Origin of the sequence: Streptomyces griseochromogenes (assembly GCF_001542625.1) — a bacterium.
Taxonomy (GTDB): domain Bacteria; phylum Actinomycetota; class Actinomycetes; order Streptomycetales; family Streptomycetaceae; genus Streptomyces; species Streptomyces griseochromogenes.
In genome coordinates this window covers 7,538,890-7,556,119 of record NZ_CP016279.1, presented here as the reverse complement: position 1 = coordinate 7,556,119, position 17,230 = coordinate 7,538,890, and the positions used below count along the sequence as shown (strand labels likewise).

General features: G+C 66.7%; 18 protein-coding genes and 1 pseudogene. 4 read left to right on the top strand and 15 right to left on the bottom strand.

What is annotated here, in order from left to right:
* Positions 1–5 precede the first annotated feature (5 nt).
* From AVL59_RS55215 to AVL59_RS32520, 3 genes are all read right to left on the bottom strand, one after another.
* Positions 6–224, bottom strand: coding sequence for a hypothetical protein (locus AVL59_RS55215; RefSeq protein WP_067311780.1), 219 nt, complete (start codon positions 222–224; stop codon positions 6–8).
* A gap of 107 nt (positions 225–331) precedes the next feature.
* The gene (locus AVL59_RS32525; protein WP_067311777.1) at positions 332–919 is read right to left on the bottom strand and encodes a hypothetical protein; all 588 of its coding nucleotides are present in this window, start codon (positions 917–919) and stop codon (positions 332–334) included.
* 156 nt (positions 920–1,075) lie between these two features.
* A complete protein-coding gene (locus AVL59_RS32520) occupies positions 1,076–1,753 on the bottom strand; it encodes a phage tail tube protein (RefSeq protein WP_443732254.1) in 678 nt (225 codons plus the stop codon).
* Between the two features lie 107 nt (positions 1,754–1,860).
* On the opposite strand from AVL59_RS32520, the gene AVL59_RS32515 reads away from it, so the two are divergent.
* Together AVL59_RS32515 and AVL59_RS55755 are read left to right on the top strand one after the other, a co-directional pair.
* On the top strand, positions 1,861–2,817 hold the full coding sequence (locus AVL59_RS32515) for a S66 peptidase family protein (protein WP_067311772.1): 957 nt from the start codon (positions 1,861–1,863) through the stop codon (positions 2,815–2,817).
* 88 nt (positions 2,818–2,905) lie between these two features.
* Entirely contained in the window at positions 2,906–3,034 is a 129-nt protein-coding gene (locus AVL59_RS55755) for a hypothetical protein (RefSeq protein ID WP_257785112.1), read from the top strand.
* On the opposite strand, the gene AVL59_RS32510 is transcribed toward AVL59_RS55755, so the two are convergent.
* From AVL59_RS32510 to AVL59_RS32475, 9 genes and pseudogenes are all read right to left on the bottom strand, one after another.
* Positions 3,028–3,459, bottom strand: a complete 432-nt coding sequence (locus AVL59_RS32510) for a hypothetical protein (protein WP_067311770.1) — start codon at positions 3,457–3,459, stop codon at positions 3,028–3,030. The two genes, AVL59_RS55755 and AVL59_RS32510, sit on opposite strands and share 7 nt — an antisense overlap.
* A complete protein-coding gene (locus AVL59_RS32505) occupies positions 3,456–3,686 on the bottom strand; it encodes a hypothetical protein (RefSeq protein WP_159400166.1) in 231 nt (76 codons plus the stop codon). The genes AVL59_RS32510 and AVL59_RS32505 overlap by 4 nt, the downstream gene beginning before the upstream one ends.
* A gap of 5 nt (positions 3,687–3,691) precedes the next feature.
* Complete coding sequence (locus tag AVL59_RS32500; protein ID WP_067311768.1) at positions 3,692–4,093, bottom strand: HK97 gp10 family phage protein; 402 nt, start codon at positions 4,091–4,093, stop codon at positions 3,692–3,694.
* Complete coding sequence (locus AVL59_RS32495; protein WP_067311765.1) at positions 4,090–4,512, bottom strand: DUF6093 family protein; 423 nt, start codon at positions 4,510–4,512, stop codon at positions 4,090–4,092. The genes AVL59_RS32500 and AVL59_RS32495 overlap by 4 nt, the downstream gene beginning before the upstream one ends.
* Positions 4,505–4,876, bottom strand: a complete 372-nt coding sequence (locus AVL59_RS32490) for a hypothetical protein (RefSeq protein WP_067311762.1) — start codon at positions 4,874–4,876, stop codon at positions 4,505–4,507. Before AVL59_RS32490 ends, AVL59_RS32495 begins: the two co-directional genes overlap by 8 nt.
* A gap of 259 nt (positions 4,877–5,135) precedes the next feature.
* Entirely contained in the window at positions 5,136–6,833 is a 1,698-nt protein-coding gene (locus tag AVL59_RS51810; RefSeq protein ID WP_067311760.1) for a recombinase family protein, read from the bottom strand.
* Between the two features lie 702 nt (positions 6,834–7,535).
* Positions 7,536–11,162: an nSTAND1 domain-containing NTPase gene (locus tag AVL59_RS32480; RefSeq protein WP_237281756.1), complete on the bottom strand. Its 3,627-nt coding sequence runs from the start codon at positions 11,160–11,162 to the stop codon at positions 7,536–7,538.
* A 9-nt stretch (positions 11,163–11,171) separates the two neighbouring features.
* Positions 11,172–11,699, bottom strand: a pseudogene (locus tag AVL59_RS56745) (S1 family peptidase); the annotation flags it as partial.
* Positions 11,700–11,703: 4 nt separating this feature from the next.
* A complete protein-coding gene (locus tag AVL59_RS32475) occupies positions 11,704–12,105 on the bottom strand; it encodes a CU044_2847 family protein (RefSeq protein ID WP_237281755.1) in 402 nt (133 codons plus the stop codon).
* A gap of 299 nt (positions 12,106–12,404) precedes the next feature.
* Between AVL59_RS32475 and AVL59_RS32470 the strand changes: the two genes are divergently transcribed.
* Complete coding sequence (locus AVL59_RS32470; RefSeq protein ID WP_067311753.1) at positions 12,405–12,611, top strand: hypothetical protein; 207 nt, start codon at positions 12,405–12,407, stop codon at positions 12,609–12,611.
* Positions 12,592–13,029: a DUF6233 domain-containing protein gene (locus AVL59_RS32465; protein WP_067311752.1), complete on the top strand. Its 438-nt coding sequence runs from the start codon at positions 12,592–12,594 to the stop codon at positions 13,027–13,029. The genes AVL59_RS32470 and AVL59_RS32465 overlap by 20 nt, the downstream gene beginning before the upstream one ends.
* Before the next feature lie 597 nt (positions 13,030–13,626).
* Here the strand turns inward: AVL59_RS32465 and AVL59_RS32460 are convergent.
* From AVL59_RS32460 to istA, 3 genes are all read right to left on the bottom strand, one after another.
* Positions 13,627–14,118 (bottom strand): hypothetical protein, encoded by a 492-nt coding sequence (locus tag AVL59_RS32460; RefSeq protein ID WP_067311749.1) that lies wholly within the window; start codon positions 14,116–14,118, stop codon positions 13,627–13,629.
* Between the two features lie 137 nt (positions 14,119–14,255).
* The gene (gene istB / locus AVL59_RS32455; RefSeq protein WP_067311747.1) at positions 14,256–15,041 is read right to left on the bottom strand and encodes an IS21-like element helper ATPase IstB; all 786 of its coding nucleotides are present in this window, start codon (positions 15,039–15,041) and stop codon (positions 14,256–14,258) included.
* Positions 15,038–16,669, bottom strand: coding sequence for an IS21 family transposase (gene istA / locus AVL59_RS32450; protein ID WP_067318035.1), 1,632 nt, complete (start codon positions 16,667–16,669; stop codon positions 15,038–15,040). The genes istB and istA overlap by 4 nt, the downstream gene beginning before the upstream one ends.
* Between the last annotated feature and the right edge of the window lie 561 nt (positions 16,670–17,230).

Sequence of the window (17,230 nt, the reverse complement as noted above, 5' to 3'; positions counted from 1 at the left end):
CGCTGCTACGTGCGTGGCACGAGACCGATCCGTACCCCGTAGCCGTCCATCCCGTCGGGCACCTGGTCCTGCTCGTGCGCGATCAACTCACAGCCCGGGCAGCGCACCGTCGTGGTGACGTACGCGAACCGGTCCCCGCCGGCGGCTTCGTCCCACTCCGCGGCCCGGGTGCCGCACTGATCACAGACCGTTCGCTGGTGGGCTGCGAAGGCGAGAGCCTTCATTCGGTCTAGTTCGCTCCAGCGGCCGTCACCCGCGCCGATGAACTGCGAGTGCGGGATGCCCCAGCGGTCGCACAGCTCAAGCTCGGCGCGAAGCTGCCCGTCCCTGATCAGTCTTTTCCCAGCTCCACCGTGGAGGTACGCACGATCTGCTGGGCCTGCCACGCCGCAGCGAACAGCGCATTGGACTCGGCCACGGGCCACGAGTCGAGCAAGTCCTGCGCGTCCTGCTCGCTCATGCCTTCCACGATGTTGCCCTCGTCGTCGCGCTCGATGTGCGCGGCGGCGATCAGCGCGGCAGGGAACGTCTCGGGGTTCCACGCGTCGCCGTCCTCGGCCTGGGCCTCGGTCGGGGGGAACCGCTTGATCAGCCCGTCCAGGATCGGGCGGGGCAGCGCCTTGAACGTGAGCTCCAGCGAAACGGCGTCGAAGTCAGCCTGAGCATCTTCGACGTCCTCCTCGGCGCGCTGCGTCTCCTCACTGTGCTCGCGGCCGTTCTCCGCATCGGCCATCTGGCAGCGCGCGAACTCCAGCACGGCCTTGTCCAGGCGCCGCTTCGCCTCCTGGTCGTCGCAGATCACCAGCGTGTACTCGGGCAGCTGGCGGGCACGCAGCCGAGCCAGCTTGGCTGCCCAGTGGGCGTCACGCGCAACAGCCTTGGCCGGAGGTTCGGAAACGGGGCGGGTATCGGTGGGCACTCACAACTCCAACAGCACGAACAGAAGAACAGGGAAAGGGGGGAACGAGGAGGGGCCCGGCCAGGGCAACGGCACGAGTGCCGGAACAGAGGAAAGGGAGGGAACGCCCGTTGCGCGTAGACACCTGGCCGGGCAGTCAAAGAGGCCGAACCAGGGCTACTTGTCGGACTTCGTCGCAGCCGGCGGGATTACGGCGTCCTGCGTCGGCTTTTCGGTGATCGAGAAGTTCACGGTGAACTTCGCGGCCTCGTTGTCCGTCGAGAAGTTCGGCGAGCGCGAGCCGATCCGCACGGGGAAGACATCCATGCTGCGGCTGCCGGGGACATCTCCCTTGCGCAGGAAGACGACCCAACCAGTGGCGTCCTTCGTCAGCAACTGCTCGATCTCATCCGACACCCGATCCTCGTAGAAGCCGAGCGACGAATCGTCGGCCTGGTCTGTGCCGGGGATCTTCGACTCGAACGTCGACCCCAGGTCCGGGGTTTCGATGGCCTGGTTCTGCAGCGTCCAGCCGTCGATCGCCGCGATCGCGTCAGTCAGATCTGTGCCGGCGGTCAGCTCGGCACGGGTGGGGACGTGGCCCGCGTCCGCGACGATCTTGAGCCACAGGACGCGGGTCACACCGCGCCGGGAAAACTTCTTTACCTGCAAGGTCTGCTGTCCGATTCCGGGACGGCAGCCACACAACTCGGGAGGCCCCGTCCCTCGACGATGTGTCGGGGAACCGGCCCACACCACAGGGTGGTTGGGCGTCCGCGCGGGCCTCCGCGGTGAGGACGCAGATCCCAGCTCAGCCAGTAACAGTGAGCTGCAGGTCTGCACGTAGATCACCATACTGCCGTCGACGTCGCCGTCCCGGACGCCGAGGGTCGTACAAAGATCACGGGAGGCGCTGCGGCAAGGGCCCAGCTTCGGCTCGGCGTGTGTAGGAACATCGCGGCATGGATACCTTCGACAGTCTCCAGCCCGTGCGGTCGCCGCGGTTACGGCCCGGGGATCGGGTACGGATCGTCTCTCCGGCCAGTCCCCCCAGCCGCGAGGGAGTCGCCCGCGGCGTCGAGCTACTGACGTCATGGGGGCTCCGGGTCGAGTTGGGTGAGCACGTCTTTGACCAATGGGGCTATATGGCTGGTCGGGACGAGGACCGCGTCTCCGACCTGAATTCCGCGTTCGGTGACCCGGGGGTGCGCGCCGTGATTGCCACCCGGGGCGGCAAAGGCGCCTACCGCATCGTCGACGACCTCGATACCGACTCGCTGCGCCGCGACCCGAAGCCCGTGGTCGGCTTCAGCGACATCACCCACCTCCACCTCGCCCTATGGGCCCGATGCCGCCTGGCCTGCCTGCACGGCCCCTTCGCCAACTGGAGCGACGAATGGTCCGGACGCGCATCAGCCGACGCCCTCCGCCGCGCGCTGATGACCACCGACCCCGTCATCATCCACCGGGACACCAGCCAGGCCACTGCAGCCGTCACCGTGGAAGGCACCGCGACCGGCGTCCTGGTCGGCGGCAACCTCGACGCGATCCGCACCCAGGCCGGAGCCGGCCTGCCGAACCTCAAGGGGGCGATCCTCTTCCTCGAACACCAAAAAGGCACAGGGCTGGGGGAGGTCGACCGTGCACTGACCCAGCTGACCCGTACCGGGGCCCTGAACGGGCTGCGCGGTGTCGCCCTTGGCCAGTTCCTCGGCTTCGACCAGGATGCCGGTGATCCGACCCTGGGGGGATGGGGCATTGCCGACGTCCTGCGCGACAGGCTGAGTCGCCTGGGTGTTCCTGTTCTCGGTGGACTCCCCGCCGGGCACGGCCTGCACCCTCCGACCCTCCCGCTCGGCACTCGGGCCGCGATCGACACTGCCGAAGGAACCCTGACGGTTCAGCCGGCCGTCGTCTGACCGCCGAACTGCCTTGCCCGGACTGCAAGGTCATGCAGCACGGTGATTGACCACCCAGTCGATCAGCGCGTGTGGCCGCCGGGAGCCTATGGGCTCCAGGATCCGCCAGCTTCGATTGGCCCGCTGGTTCACGCGCTTCGCCGACAGGCTCGACGCCTTGATCAGCACACACCTGCAGGACCGGTACCAGCTCACCCTCGGCTACGACGATCAGTAGGCCGTCACGGACAGCGTGTACCTCTGCACTGCCGTCACGACGCCAGCGTCCGCATCGGACAGATCCACACCGTCGTCGACCAACAGTTCCCGCCCCCACACATCCACGTCCGGAATCTGGATCGCGTGCTGCCACCGGCCGGCGGCTGTCCGTCCCAGGAGCGCCTGCCGCGCCCGATCCGCGAGCCACTCGGCCTGATCCGTACGAGCAGCCACGATCGTTACCTGGTAGACGAGACGCCCCTCCTCCGACTGGTCCGCCAACGGCGCTCCACCAACAGGCCCGCCCTGGGGGTAGAGCACCATGTACGGCAACGGTGCGGGCCGACCCTCCACCAGCGGCAGACGGCCAAGGCCACACGGCTTACCCGTCGCCGTGGCCAGCATCACCTGAACTGCGGCGGTCACCCGGGCCCGCTCGATCACAGGTCTCCGCCTGCGAAATAGGCGGCCGCCGGGCCTTCGATACTGAGCACCCCGTACCGGCACAGGCCGAGCGCATCCCACTCCATCACCCTCGGCGTGGTCAGGATCGACAGACTGCGCTCACCGTCCTCGTCCAGTACCTCGGCCACGACGACAGCCCGGGCGAGCAGTCCACGCTCGTGCTCAGCGAGCACACCGGCCAACGCGTCCTCGAGCGCAGTGTTCATGTCGGTCACAGCTCCTCCGAGACCGCTCGCCCGAGCTCCCGCACCAGCAGCGGACCGAAGGCGGCGACTGCGGGTCCCAGATGAGGGAACGGCCGCTGGGCAAAGTGACGGCCCAAGGAATCAACACCTACGAACCCGAACTCCAACCGGCGGCCCTGCGGCGCATTCGTACCGACCTCGGCAACGATCATCGGTCCGGCCCGGCGTACATCGGACTCCCACGACGCACGATACCGGCCGGTGATCACCCGCGGCCCAGGACGCCCAGACGCATTGCGCTGCACCTGAACCACCAAAGCCTTCGCGCCGTGCCGCATCGCTGTCTCGGCCGCGGCCACCGCCGCCTTCCCGCCCCGTTCCAAAGCCGCCGCCAACTGGGACGGGTGCTGGAAGCTGCCGCCACTCACTGCGCTCCCGGCCTCCGGTTGTGCTCCTCCAGCCACACCGTGCGCAGCACCGGAAACGACGACACTTCACCTTGCGCGGTCACCCGGTACGTGCGGCCAACGGCCTGCCCGTCACGGGCCTCCATGACCAGCACCGTGTCGTCCTGGCACATCTCTGGAGCATCGAGAGGCAGCAGCAGACGGTAGCCGGCACGAACCTCCTCCACCCATGCACCGTCCCGACCCGAGCCCGTGCCGCGGATCCGCTCCTGATGTGCGTACAAGCCGCCCTTGTCGTCGTAGACGATCAACGGCTGGGCCGGCACCAGATCGCCGGTCTCCGGGTCCAGCATGTCCTCGCTATTGCCACGCCTGACCTGGACTCGGTCCGGCATCAGATGACGCTCTGCGAACCGGGCGATCGCCGACTGGTCAAGCACTCGCAGCCCACTCCCTCAGCTGCGCGAGCATGCCGCGGGTCAGTTCCCCTGGCTTGCCGTCGAGGTCGTCTCGATCCAGCACGGCCTCGTTGAGTCTCCGCCAGTCGACGGCATCCAGGAATCCGATCACAACTTGCCGGACGTCGGCGGGCTCCACCACGACCTCGGCCAACCCGTTGAATTCCAGGCCGCGCCAGCCCTGCTGTACGTACAGCGTGACCTCGGGGCCCTCGTCGACGGTCTGAGTGATCCGGTACGCCTCGACAGCGGAGGCAACGTCGTGACCATCAATCTCGATGACCGCCCCATCGTTCGGGGCTGCCGCGATACGTACACGGCGGTGCTCGTCGTCGGTGCTGCTCATAACTACGACACTAGGTGCGCGAAGAACGGGCCCCAGCCCGAGTAGACCGTGTGCAGGCCGTGAGTGGAGGTGCCTTGGTGCTCGCGAAGCTTCCCTGCGCGCCCACCAGTCGTTCCGTTTTCACGGACTGGAGGCCCTGTTGACCCGCAGGTCATCATGGCAATAGTTCACCGACACTTCTCGTCGTGTGGCTGATCTTCGCTGCCATATCCCGAAGCGAGTTCTATCCGAATTGCTGGCTGCATCGCTCGCTAATGTTCTACGCCCTCGGTTGCTGAGTGACGGGCATTGGCCCATCCAGTAGGAAGCTTGGCTTCATCACCCGCAGGGTGAGCTCTTCGCGTGTCCGGCTGTAGCGGATCGTTAGCCCGAATGCGGCGTAGAGTTGCCGTTGGATTCCTTCGGGAACCAGGGAAAGGTTCACATCGAGGTGTGAGAGGGAGTCCGGCAGGGCCGGGTTGTCGATGGGAGGAACCACAGGGTTCGGCGCTTGCGGGTGAGCAAGCTGTTTGATGCGTTGTTCGCGAGATTCAGAAAGTGTGGCGGGTACCCGGTAGTTCACATCAGCGAACTCCTGCTCCTGGGACGAGAGAACGGTCTGCCACGGGACAGGGCCTACGGTGTCTTCCTCCAATTCTTTTCGATCAAGAGTGAAATCTCTCGCGGTTTCTTTTGCGTGCTGAGTGACTTCCAGCGCGCGGCCTCCGTGGCGGCGCCGCAACTCAGGGGTAAAAATGGTACTGGCGAAGAAGCGGGAAATGGATGCGATCAGGACCTCTTCGCGGATCCAGATACTCTTCGGGTGGTCAGGAAACCATGGCAGGTCACGATGCTCGTTCGGGTCGGGCTGGCAGGCGTAGTACGGGATCTGATGGCGAGTTTTGCCGAACATTCGGCGGTTACAGATGTCGCAGAACACGTAGGACCGCAAGACGTAAGAGCGTTGGGTGGCCGGATGAGTGTTGGCTCCGTCACCGGTACGGGAGCCCCGACGTAAGCGGCCCACGGTCGAGGCGGTGTCGAACAACTCCTTGGTGACAAGAGGCTCATGAGTGGGTCGAGGTGACCACACCCAGTCCTCGGGGTCGTTATTGCGGCCGCCCTTCTTGGTCGCGCGGCGGTTCCAGACCTGGTAGCCCGTGTACTTGGGATTGCGTAGGATCTCGCGCACGGCAGATCCGCTCCAGCGGCCCAGGGCAGCATCCGGGCGGGTCGGCTCCGGAGGCGGGTAGGCAACAAGGTCCAGGTTCAGACGGTCGGCGATAGCGTCGTACCCCAGCTTGTCGAGTCCACGGAGTTGGAAGATGTAGGTGACCGCCGAGGCCCGGGTCGAATCAGGGACGAGCCGGTGCTTGGTGCGGCCCTCCGCTCGGCGAGCCGGGACAGGATGGGGCACCCTTTGCGCCATGTAGCCATAGGGTGGCTTGCCCACATTCCAGCCCTGGCAGATGTGCTCGATGAAGCCGTCCCAGGACAACTCGAGCATCTGCAGTACATACCACTCGGAGATGGCCTGCTTCACTCGACGGGTGAGGGTCGGGGTGGCCCGCTTTGCCCGCGGGCCGATGTCGATCGGTTCATCCGCGGCGCACAGCGCGACTCCGGCCTGTTCCAGTTCGTGCTCGATCTTCATGCCGAAATAGGTTCGGCGGGCGACGCGCTCGATCGACTCGCAGATAACGGCTACGAATCGGCGATCAGGGCGATGCGCTTCTTCAAGGAGGTCGGTGAGGCCGCCGTCTCGGGGGATGGGGATCTTGAAATTCTGGTAGGCCAGGGACTTGCCTCGTGCGTGCAGTCCCGTGCGGCCGGACTCGATGTCGTAGAAGTGGGCGACAATCAACCAGCCGGGCGGTAGCGCGGCTCTGGCGTTACGCAACTGCCGAGGTAGAGACAGTGTGGGGTCCTGGACGTCTTCCTTGGAGGTCCGGCCGAGCCAAGCCACCGGGACGGTCATTCGAAGCGTTGAGGCCTCCAGGGTGCCATCGTCAGCCCATGGGCGAGTGGACGCGGAAGGCGTCCATGATGACCGCGGGCCTGTTGAGATCCGGGGCATACAAGTGTCCCTTTCCCGATTACTTACGGCCGTCCACGCTCTGGTGGGGCGCTGTGACTGTCGAGTAGGTACTCCAGCACTGCGCGGATCGCGGTCCACTGACGCTCCGCTAGCGCCAAAGCGTCCTCACCATCTAGTACGACATGCTTAACGACCAGTCGCGGTCTTCCATTTTCGGGAATGCTCATGGCGTCTGTCGATGGACCCTCCGCCTTGGCTGGCTCGTCGTTCACGCTCGCTCCGATGACTAAGCGCCTCCCTGTCCGGATGGTGACTAGCACGTTGATTTCCCATGCAGGAACATCGTCAACGTCTCAACGGCACGCAAGAACTCCCCTGAATACATTCCTCGTTTCAGCCGAATCCAATCCGCAATGTGCGAAGCCATCCAGGCCGCCGTCACATACGCATCCCGAGGGAGCAGCACCCACTAACAACGGCTAACCATATGAGCTGAGTTGACCATCGAATTCCTTAGCCTGGAGGATGGCATGCCCACCTCTCCTAGGGTCGGCGCGCAACGATCTCTTTTGAGGAGATCGTCGTGACGCCGGCAATTCGTCGCCGGGTTCAACGTCCAGGCGGCGCTGGTATGCGGCGGGGTCAGGTTGAAGGGCAGACGCGGCCAACGGATCTTCCCAGCAGAAGGGAAACCTGTTGGTCCTGAGTCGGGTCCTCGTTGACGTTTCGGCAGACGGTTTGGATTGCGGCATCGGTTTCGGGTAGGACCGCGTCCCATAGCCGTACGGTTCTGTCGTCGCTGGTTGTGGCGAGGGTGCGGCCGTCTGGGCTGAACGCCACGGAGTACACCGCACCCGTGTGGCCGGCGAAGGTGGCGCGGGCCTTGCCGGTGCGCACGTCCCACAATCGCATCTTCTTGTCGTCGCTTCCGGTGGCGAGGGTGTGTCCGTCCGGGCTGAATGCCACCGAGTACACCGGACCGGTGTGGCCTGTGAGAGTGGCGCGGCTCTTGGCGGTGGCCACGCTCCACAGTCGGGCGGTTTGGTCGTCGCTTCCGGTGGCGAGGGTCTGACCGTCGGGGCTGAACGCCACGGATTGCACCTTGTTCGTGTGGCCTGCAAGCGTGGCGCGGCGCCTGCCCGTTGTCACATCCCAGAGCCTCACGGTGGTGTCGGCGATGGCTGTGGCGAGGGTGCGTCCGTCGGGACTGAACCCTACCGATTTGACCGCAAACCCCGCTCCTTCGGTGACGGCGATCGTGGGGCGTGCCTTTCCGGTGGCCAGGTCCCACAGTTGGGCCGTGTTCCATTCGCTCACGGCGGCGAGCGTGCGGCCGTCCGGGCTGAATGCCACTGACCACACCGATCCGTTGTCAGCGGAGAAGGTCCGGCCGCGCTTGCCTGTGGCCACGTGCCACAACTGCACTTTCTGGTAGTCATGGCCCGCGGCGAGGGTGCGTCCGTCCGGGCTGAACGCAACCGACCACACCGTACCCATGCTCGAGGTGTACGTGGCGCGGGCCTTGCCTGTGGCCGCGTCCCACAGCCGTACGGTCCCGTCTTCGCTGCCGGTGGCGAGGACGCGCCCGTCCGGGCTGAAGGCGGCGGACCTGACCGGCGCCGTGTGGCCGGTGAGGATTTCGCGGGCTGCACCGGTGTGCAAGTTCCACAGCCGGGTGGTCTTGTCGTCGCTGCCGGTGGCGAGGGTGTGTCCGTCCGGGCTGAACGCCACGGCTTCCACCGCACCTCTGTGACCGTGCAGGACGGTACGGGTGGTGCCTGTGGCTACGTCCCAGAGCCGTACAGTTTCGTCCTCGCTGCCGGTGGCGAGCGTGCGCCCGTCCGGGCTGAACGCCAACGCCCATGCCGGGGCCCTGTGGCCGGTCAAGGTGATACGGGGCCTGCCGGTGGCCACGTCCCACAGCCTGGCGGTGTTGTCGGCGCTGCCGGTGGCGAGGGTGCGTCCGTCCGGACTGAACTTCACGGCCCAGACCGCCTTCGTGTGGCCCTTGAGCGTGGCACGGGGCTTGCGGGTGGCCACGTCCCACAGTTTGGCGGTGTTGTCGAAGCTGCCGGTGGCGAGCGTGCGTCCGTCCGGACTGAACGCCACCGAGTAGATCCATTCACTGTGCCCGGTGAAAGTGCCACGCAACTTACCGGTGGCCACGTCCCACAGCCTGGCGGTGCTGTCGGCGCTGCCGGTGGCGAGGGTGCGTCCGTCCGGGCTGAACACCACCCAGTTCACCTGGTCTGTGTGGCCGATGAGGGTGCCACGGGTCTTACCGGTGGTTACGTCCCACAGGCGAGCCCTGCCGTCGGTGCTGCCGGTGGCGAGTGTGTGCCCGTCCGGGCTGAACGCCACGGACCACACTTCACCTCCGTGGCCGTCGAGGACGGTACGGGTCCTGCCGGTGGTTACGTCCCACAGGCGAGCCCTGCCGTCGGTGCTGCCGGTGGCGAGTGTGTGCCCGTCCGGGCTGAACGCCACCGAGTACACCTCCCGCCTGTGTCCCACGAGAGACCGGTGGAGCGGGAGAGCCGCGGCGTCCTGCAGACTCGCGACCGCCTCGGGGGTACGGCTCGTGCGGTATGCCTGGACGGCCAGCAGCGATGCCAGATCGGGATTGGTCTCGACCAGACTGTCGGACTTCGCGGCGAGTTGCCGGGAGAGGTCCGCCTGTTGCTCGGCCCTGGCCGTCCGCCACTGCCACAACGCGCCGCCTGTGGCGGCGAGCGCGAGGGCCAGCACGGAAGCCAGGATCACGTTGAGGCGTTTGCTGCGGCGGATGACCGCCTGTTGCCTCTGCTTGCTCGCGGTGAGGTACGCGGTGATCTCGCCCGGCAGACGGCGCTTCTGGGACCAGTCGAGGCCTTCGGCGAGCGCCGTTCCGGTGAGCAGGTCACCGGGGTCGGACGTTTCGGCCCAGCGGGCACGCCTCGCGCGCGCGTGTTCAAGCCATCCCTGGAAGTGGTGGTCCTGGCGGACCCACTCGCGCAGGGTGCCCCAGTCGCGGATGAGCGCATCGTGGATCAGTTCGGCCACCGGCTGGCCCGCAGCGACGTGGGCGTTCTGGGCCGTGCCGGGTGTGTGGGTGGTGATGATGCGGTGACCGGTGAGTACAGCGAGGACCTCGTCGAAGGGGCCGTCGCTCTCCGGTTCATTGCCGGGGTCGGTGGCCAGGTCGCGCAGTTCTCCTAAGGGAACCTGCGCGCGAACTGCGGGAATGCGGTGGATTGGATCAGCGGGTCGCACCAGCGAGGCCAATATGCGTTGAGCGGTGGGTCGTTGGTTACTGGGGAGCTGGTCCAGGGCGGTGTCCGCCCACGTGGCAAGGCTGCCCGTCACTCCGCCAATGCGCTGGTAGGCCTCGTGGGTGAGGTACCCTTCATGGCGCCTCTGCCACAGCTGGCTCAACGCTACCTCCACCAGCGGGAGCACGGTAGCAGTTACCTGGCCGGCGGTCGCCCCTTCGGGGACGCTGGCCAGCACGTCCCTGATGATGTGCTCCGGTAGACCGGGCTCAAAGTGCGCTCCCACGTCGCGGGCGGGCAGCGTGATGATGTCGTGCAGGTCATGTCGGCTGAGCACCGCCGGCACATTGAGGAGTCCCGGCATCGCGGTTTCCAACAGCCTGGGGGCCAGGGCGGCGAGCTGTGGGTAGAAGTCGTCGCGCATCACGAGGAGCACACTGAGGCGGCTGTGGTCGTCCAGGGCTTCGATGATCTGGTCCGCGACGATTCGGCGGCGAGTTGGTGTGCCGATGCTCCGTTGGGTGAGCAACTCTTCGAACTGGTCGATGACGAGAAGGAGGCGCTCACATGCGGGATGCGCCGCGAGCTTGCGGGCGACGGCTGCGGAGAGCCCGTCACCGTCGGCGCCAGGCAGTCCCGCGCGTTCCAGTTCGGTCAGCAGATCCTGCCTCGGCCGTACGACCAGAGGAAGCCAACTGTCGCTGCCGGCCAGATCGCCCGCAGCCACCGAGGGCAGAACGCCGGCCTGTATCAGCGAGGTCTTGCCCGAACCAGAGGGACCCAGCAAGAGCGTCAATCGCTGGCGGCGGGCCAGGCCTGCCAGCACCTGGCGTATCGCGTCCTCCCGCCCCTTGAACCATCGCGCCTGATCGGCGCCGAACGACTCCAGCCCCAGATAAGGAGATACGTCCTGTTCAGTAAGCTCTGGCCAGACCTCGCGGAGCACCTGTGTCGGGGTGACGTAAGCAATACCTTGCCCCCTCGCGTAGGCGTCGGGGGTGGTGATCTCAGTAACCATGCCGATGACCAAGCCCGTCACCTCATCGAGGACAGGCGCGCCGCTGAACCCAGTCGTCAGGTCGTTGGCAGCGGTCAACTGCAGATGGACGCCCCTGCCCCCGACGGCACCCAGCAAGTCACCGCACACGCCGAAGCCGAAGTGCCCACCGGTCGGGGCCTGAGCGGGGAATCCGAACGAGCGCACTTGATGACCTCGGCGGCCTTCGGCAGAGCCCAGGGACAAGACAGTCATGCCAGGTGATGTGCTGTTGAGGCGCACTATGGCCACGTCTTCCCCGTCCGGGGCACGCCACGGCCCCTCCAACACCGCCCCCTGCACGCGAGGGGCGCCCTCCACGTGGGGGAAGACCAGTTGTATGGTCCCGCCCGGGCCGGACCCTGCGGCGTATACGACATGCGCGCAGGTAACCAGAAGGCACTCCGCCACCAGGAAGCCAGCCCCAGCCACCTGGCCTTGTCGGTCGAGGACCTGTGCCACGGCACTGGGAAGCCCCCGTGCATGCCCGCTCTCCCAGCCCGTTCCCAAGACATCCATCGGATCAGTCCAATCCCCGCTCGCCGTCGGGCGACGGGGACTCGCCCCCTTTCCACAAGACGGTCACGCGCAGGTGAGCATTTGCACCCGTTTTGGTGATGACAGCTCCTGCCTCAACCGCGAGGTCAACGCCGAACTCGACTGCAATCTCGTGGGGACCGGCCTTGCGCAGCTGTTCGAGCGTGGCACGTGCCGCTTTGGTGACCGGCTCCAACGCCCCTTGAAGGTCCTGCGGAAGGTCATGGATAGCCTCACTGATGCGGCCGGCCTTCACTGGCCCATCCATTGCAGACGACGCCTCGATCAGCACGCAGCCTCCGTCCTCCAGCGGAATCCGAGCCAAGTGGTTCAAGGCATCTCCTTCCTCCACTGGCAGGCTCTCGGCCGTATTGATGAGTGAAGGCATGGCTGTCGGCCGAAGGCAGAGCCTGGCGTACAGGCGCGCCATCGCAAACGGGCGTGCCTATCAGAATGATCGTCACCGAATACGACACGGGAGCCCAGCTCAAGTAGGCCGTTCGGCTCAGACCACAGTCGCTCCCAGGCGCAGCTGCCACGACGCTTGGCTGGCTCCTGGCTCCTGGCTCCTGGCGGCGCGGAAGCTCCAGGTCACACAGAGCTGAGCCTCGCCGTCACGAACAGCATGTACCTGGACGCCAGCCAGGCGGCTGGCGGCAAAAATCGAACACCTGATTGAATGCGGCTGTGAGCCCGATTCCCAACGACCTCGCCCGAGCCCACGAGGAGTGGCACGCCACCTACTGGCAACTCGCTGTGCGCCCGCGCAACGTGCTCCGGCGGCGACTGATCCGCCTGTCGGCAGAGGTGCTGTTCCACCCCTACTGGCAGGGCCGGCGGTCTGAGGCCTGGGCGGCGCTGCACGGTGCAAGCCATGTCCGAACCACCAGCTGACCCGCCGCTGCCGCCTGATCAGCCCCGGCTTCGGGCGATCCTCACACACCTCGAACGGCAGATCGCGGAGAACGACACGATCGGCATCTACCTACGCCTGCAGCGGGACGCCGTACAGAACGCCCTCGCCCGCGCCGAACGTCCCGTCCAGCAGCAACCGCCGCGGCGCCGAAAGAAGGGCAGCGGCCTCCTGCCCGGCTTTGCCCCGCCGCCCACGAGTACCGGATACGTCGTCCAACAGAAGCGCACCCCGCACGGGCCCGAGCCCGCCGTTATCCACCTGGCCGACTGCACGATGATCGACGGCACGCGACATCGGATCAGAGCCGACGAGGCCCGGGCCGCGCTGACGGACCCCACCATCGAGCCGTGCCAGTTCTGTCGGCCGGACACCCAACTGGGTACGGACTTGGCGTAAGCGTTCTTCCTGCCAGGACGAGCGCGCGGACGTACATTGGCCACATGGCCGGGGTGCCCTGTCGGATACTGCCCGCGGTGTCAGGGGCTTACCCACCGCTACGGCCACCACGCTCGAGTCATATGCGAGGCCTGTCGGGCGGCCGAGGCCGCCGAGCGTCCCTCCGGCTTACCGGCGCGAGTCATCCGGCGGCCGGCCCCGCGCCCTCCCCGAACGCCGCGACGTCTCCGGGCGCCATATCCTCCCGGAGCCGAACGAACCGCACCGCGTGACGCCAGGCGCCCCGGTCCTGGGCGCGGTCCACGTCGATCTCACCGACCAGTTCCGGCTTGACGAGGACAACGTCCAGAGAGGTACGGGACCCCCACGACGTCGTGAACCGTACGACCTCCCCCAGCGGATCCGGCAGCAGCTGAAAAGCAGGCCGGCTGCAAAGCCGAAACGCACCCAGGACTGGCTCTGACGTTGTTCAGCGGCTCCAGCATGTTGGCTTCCAGCGGCCCCAGTTGGTGAAGATCCTGGGCCGCCTGGACGTCCTCAAGTGGCCCCGGGGATTGGCTTGCGATGGGACCACTTGAGGCACTGTGGTGTGATGAATTACTTCGTGTCGGCGCTCTTCAGCGTCGTGGGATCTTCCTCGGCGAGCTGGCCGGCGAGCCGTTGTATTGCCGACCGGATGCCCTGGCCGTAGCCGTCGTCGTTGAGCGCGTCGAGGTGCTCTTGGGCCTGGGCCAGGTGCGTGCGGGCCTGCGTGGTGTCTCCGAGCTTGTGGAAGTCCGCTGCGAGGTTGAGGTGCAGGGACGGGTAGAACCCGCGGATGGCCAAGGACGAGTCATGCTGCTTGGCCCGGTCGTCGGTCACCGACGCTGCGGCGTCCAGGGCGCGTAGATCCCAGGCCAGTTCGTCCTGCGGGTCCTGCTGGAGATCGGCCATGTAGTGGGCGAGAACGCAGCGGTGGAAGGGATCGCCGTCCGAGGCGATATCCTCCCAGATCTCGGTGAACCGTTGCCGAGCACCGTCGAGGTCGCCTGTGTGCTGCAGCAACATGGCTTCCTCGATGCGCTTCATGGTCTTGTCCTCGGTGGTCACGGCAGCCTCTCCGTCGCTCGTCAGTGATCGCGCGGAAGCGTAAGGGCGGCCACTGACAACGGGCCGGGACCAGCGTCTTTATCCGTCCGCCGCAGATCCTTTTCGAGTCTGGGGTCACGGGCTCGGCCGGTGGTGTCCTATGTGTCGGCCCGGCCTCGGGCCTTGGTCTTGGCCAAGCGGTAGGACTCGGTGCCGGTCTCGATGAGGGTGGCGTTGAAGGTGAGGCGGTCCACGATCGCCGCGCAGAGCCGCGGGTCGGTGAAGGTCCGGCTCCAGCCGGTGAACGCTTCGTTGGAGGCGATCGCGATGCTGTTCTTCTCCTCACGCTCCGTGAGAACCTGGAAGAGCATTTCCGCGCCGCGGCGGTCCAGTTCAAGGTAGCCGAGTTCGTCGATTTCGAGCAGGTCGACGCGTCCGTAGCGGGCGATGGTCTTGCCCAGCTGCTTGTCGTCGGCCGCTTCGACCAGCTCGTTCACGAGGGCGGCGGCGGTGGTGTAGCGAACGCGGTAGCCGGCCATGGCGGCGGCGGTGCCCAGCGCGATCAACAGGTGGGACTTGCCTGTGCCCGAGTCCCCGATCAGACACAGTGGGTAACCTTTGGCGATCCATTCGCAGGTGGCGAGATTGTGGATGACCGCTGGATCGACGTTGGAATTGATGCTGTAGTCGAACTCCCGCAGCGACTTCTCGCGGGGGAAGCGAGCTGCCCGGATGCGGCGCTCGGCCCGGCGCCGGTCCCGGTCGTCGCACTCGGCCATCAACAGCTCGGCGAGGAACCCGGCATAGGACAGGCCCTCGCGTTCGGCCCGGGCAATCGTGTCGGCGGCCTGGGCTCGCATGGTGGGCAGCCGCAGCAGGCGGCAGGCGGTGTCGATCGCCGCATCGGATGCCTGTGCGGTCAGCGCGTGCTGGGCGGTGGTCATGATGAGTCCTTCCGGCGAAGCTGCAACAACTCGTCCCACTGCTCCAGGCGGGGCAGGGGACGCTGGTCGGCGGGCAAAGCACGGGCGAGACGGCGCGAAGTCAGGGGCGTGACCTGGCCCGGGTCGAGATCCAACGGCTCCGGGGCCGGGTCGCTGGCGGTGACGGTCGGCGCCGGCCCGGCCGCCTGGGCCGCCTTGCGTGCCTCCAGAGCGATGACGTCCTCGTTGAAGGTGCCCGCCGCGAGGGCCGCGCGAAGTCCGGTCACCACGTCGGCGTGCTGCTGGTGGCGGTGCAACAACAGCACCTTGACCAGGGCCTTCGTTCCCTCGGTGTCTCCGAGGGCCTTCTTGGCCGCGGCCCAGAACGCTTCGTGGACGGCCGTGAAGGTGCCCTCGGTGCGGGCCTGGTGGAGGGCCTCGGAGCGTTCCAGGGCGCCCGGCTTGGTCAGCAGGGCTTCCAAGTAGTGGTCCAGCACGAGGTGTTCGGCACCGCGAACGGTCAGCCGCCGGTGGCGGGCGATCTCCCGTCGGCCGTCATAGACGGTCAGTTCGTCACAGGTGAGCGTGACGGTGACCTTGCGGTCAATGAAGCGGACCGGGACCGAGTACCGGCACATCTTCACGGTGATCATGCCGTAGCGGTCGACGCGGGGCGTGAGCGTGATGCCGGTGGCGAACGGATCGTCCGGCAGCGGCAGCAGATGGCCTGCCTCGCGGGCGAAGTCCTGCGCGATCGTCCGTATCCTCGCCCCGATCCGCCGCTCGTCCTCCTTCGCCTCGAACTCGGCTAACCGGGCGTTGAGTTCGTCCAGGCTGTCCACCTGCGGCACCGGGGTGAGGTAGTTGCGGCGGAAGTAGCCGACCTGGCCTTCGACGCCGCCCTTCTCGTGGGCGCCGCGCAGGCCCGGCTCGCAGTAGAACGGGGTGAATCCGTAGTACTCGTGGAAGTTGGTCCAGCGCGGGTTCTCCTCCCGCGAGCGGCTGCGGAAGATCACCTTCTTCACGGCCGGGGTGAGGTTGTCGTAGCGGACCTGACCGGCCGGCACTCCGCCCAGCGTGGTCAGCGCGTGGACGTGTCCTTCGAAGAACGCCTGCTGACCGCAGGAGCGTGAGATGCGGTGCACGGCCTTGCCGGAATAGGCCAGCCGGAAGGCGAACAGATAGCAGCGGGTGCGCTGGCCGGCAACGTCCACATAGACGTCCCCGAAGTCCACCTCGGCGTCTGCACCGAGTGCGTTGTGCCGGGTCACGAACGCCTCAACAGGCGCCCCCGCCTGGGCTGCGATCTCCTTGCGCCGGGCCGCGACGAAGTCCCGGACCGTCGGATACGGGATCGCCTCGCCGAACTCCTCCTCGATCCGTGCCACGATCCGCCGCACGGTGTGCCGCTGCTTGCGCGGAGCCTCCAGATCAGCCCGCAGCCAGGCGTCGACCGTCTTCTTGTACGGCTCCATCCGAGGTGACGTCCTCACCGCCCGGCGGCGCGGGGTGGGCACCGGCGAGGAAAGCGCCTCCCGTACGAGGCGGCGGTGAACGCCGTACTTCTTCGACAGAGCGCGGATCGACAGCTGCCGCTGCCAGCTGTCCCGCCGGATCCGGTCGAACAGCTCTTGCTTGGACAAAGACATCCGCAGCACCGCCCCTGCCGGAAACCACAGGAACCGTCTCACCGCAAGAGCCGAGGTGGGGCCACTTCGCCCCGTCACCACCCATCAATGCGCCCGTGCGACCCACCAACTGGGGCCGCTGGAAGCCAACATGCTGGAGCCGCTGAACAACGTCAGAGCCACCCAGGACACTGTGCCACTGGCTCACGGGCACTCCCGCGCGTACGGCTGACCTTCACTGCCGTACCGTGAGGCGAGTCCTATCCGAGCAGCTGGCTGCATTGCTCGATATCGCTCCGCCCCCGCACCTGCGAGGGGCGGAGCACCGACGCGACCGCTCTTCGTGCTGCCCACCCCTTGGCCAGCTGGGTCGGCATGACTCTGCCTGCACGAGGAATACGGACGGCACCTTCCCTGAGTTGTGAGTTGCCTTCTCTGCCCGTTGATCTGCCGAAGCCTCTGGAGAGCAGAACGGCTAGGGAACGGAACAGGACCAACCACAGCCCGGCACATGGCAAGAACCCCCGACGGGTACGCGTACGGTGGTGAGCTACCAGGAGGACAGAGGAGGGCGCCGGATGC

Bases quoted from the DNA above. Each gene is read 5' to 3' on its own strand.
- AVL59_RS55215 (WP_067311780.1), bottom strand. From the start codon at position 224: ATGAAGGCTCTCGCCTTCGCAGCCCACCAGCGAACGGTCTGTGATCAG.
- AVL59_RS32520 (WP_443732254.1), bottom strand. From the start codon at position 1,753: ATGGTGATCTACGTGCAGACCTGCAGCTCACTGTTACTGGCTGAGCTG.
- AVL59_RS32515 (WP_067311772.1), top strand. From the start codon at position 1,861: ATGGATACCTTCGACAGTCTCCAGCCCGTGCGGTCGCCGCGGTTACGG.
- AVL59_RS55755 (WP_257785112.1), top strand. From the start codon at position 2,906: ATGGGCTCCAGGATCCGCCAGCTTCGATTGGCCCGCTGGTTCACGCGC.
- AVL59_RS32505 (WP_159400166.1), bottom strand. From the start codon at position 3,686: ATGAACACTGCGCTCGAGGACGCGTTGGCCGGTGTGCTCGCTGAGCAC.
- AVL59_RS32490 (WP_067311762.1), bottom strand. From the start codon at position 4,876: ATGAGCAGCACCGACGACGAGCACCGCCGTGTACGTATCGCGGCAGCC.
- AVL59_RS51810 (WP_067311760.1), bottom strand. From the start codon at position 6,833: ATGACCGTCCCGGTGGCTTGGCTCGGCCGGACCTCCAAGGAAGACGTC.
- AVL59_RS32480 (WP_237281756.1), bottom strand. From the start codon at position 11,162: ATGGTTACTGAGATCACCACCCCCGACGCCTACGCGAGGGGGCAAGGT.
- AVL59_RS32475 (WP_237281755.1), bottom strand. From the start codon at position 12,105: ATGCCTTCACTCATCAATACGGCCGAGAGCCTGCCAGTGGAGGAAGGA.
- AVL59_RS32465 (WP_067311752.1), top strand. From the start codon at position 12,592: ATGTCCGAACCACCAGCTGACCCGCCGCTGCCGCCTGATCAGCCCCGG.
- istB (WP_067311747.1), bottom strand. From the start codon at position 15,041: ATGACCACCGCCCAGCACGCGCTGACCGCACAGGCATCCGATGCGGCG.
- istA (WP_067318035.1), bottom strand. From the start codon at position 16,669: ATGTCTTTGTCCAAGCAAGAGCTGTTCGACCGGATCCGGCGGGACAGC.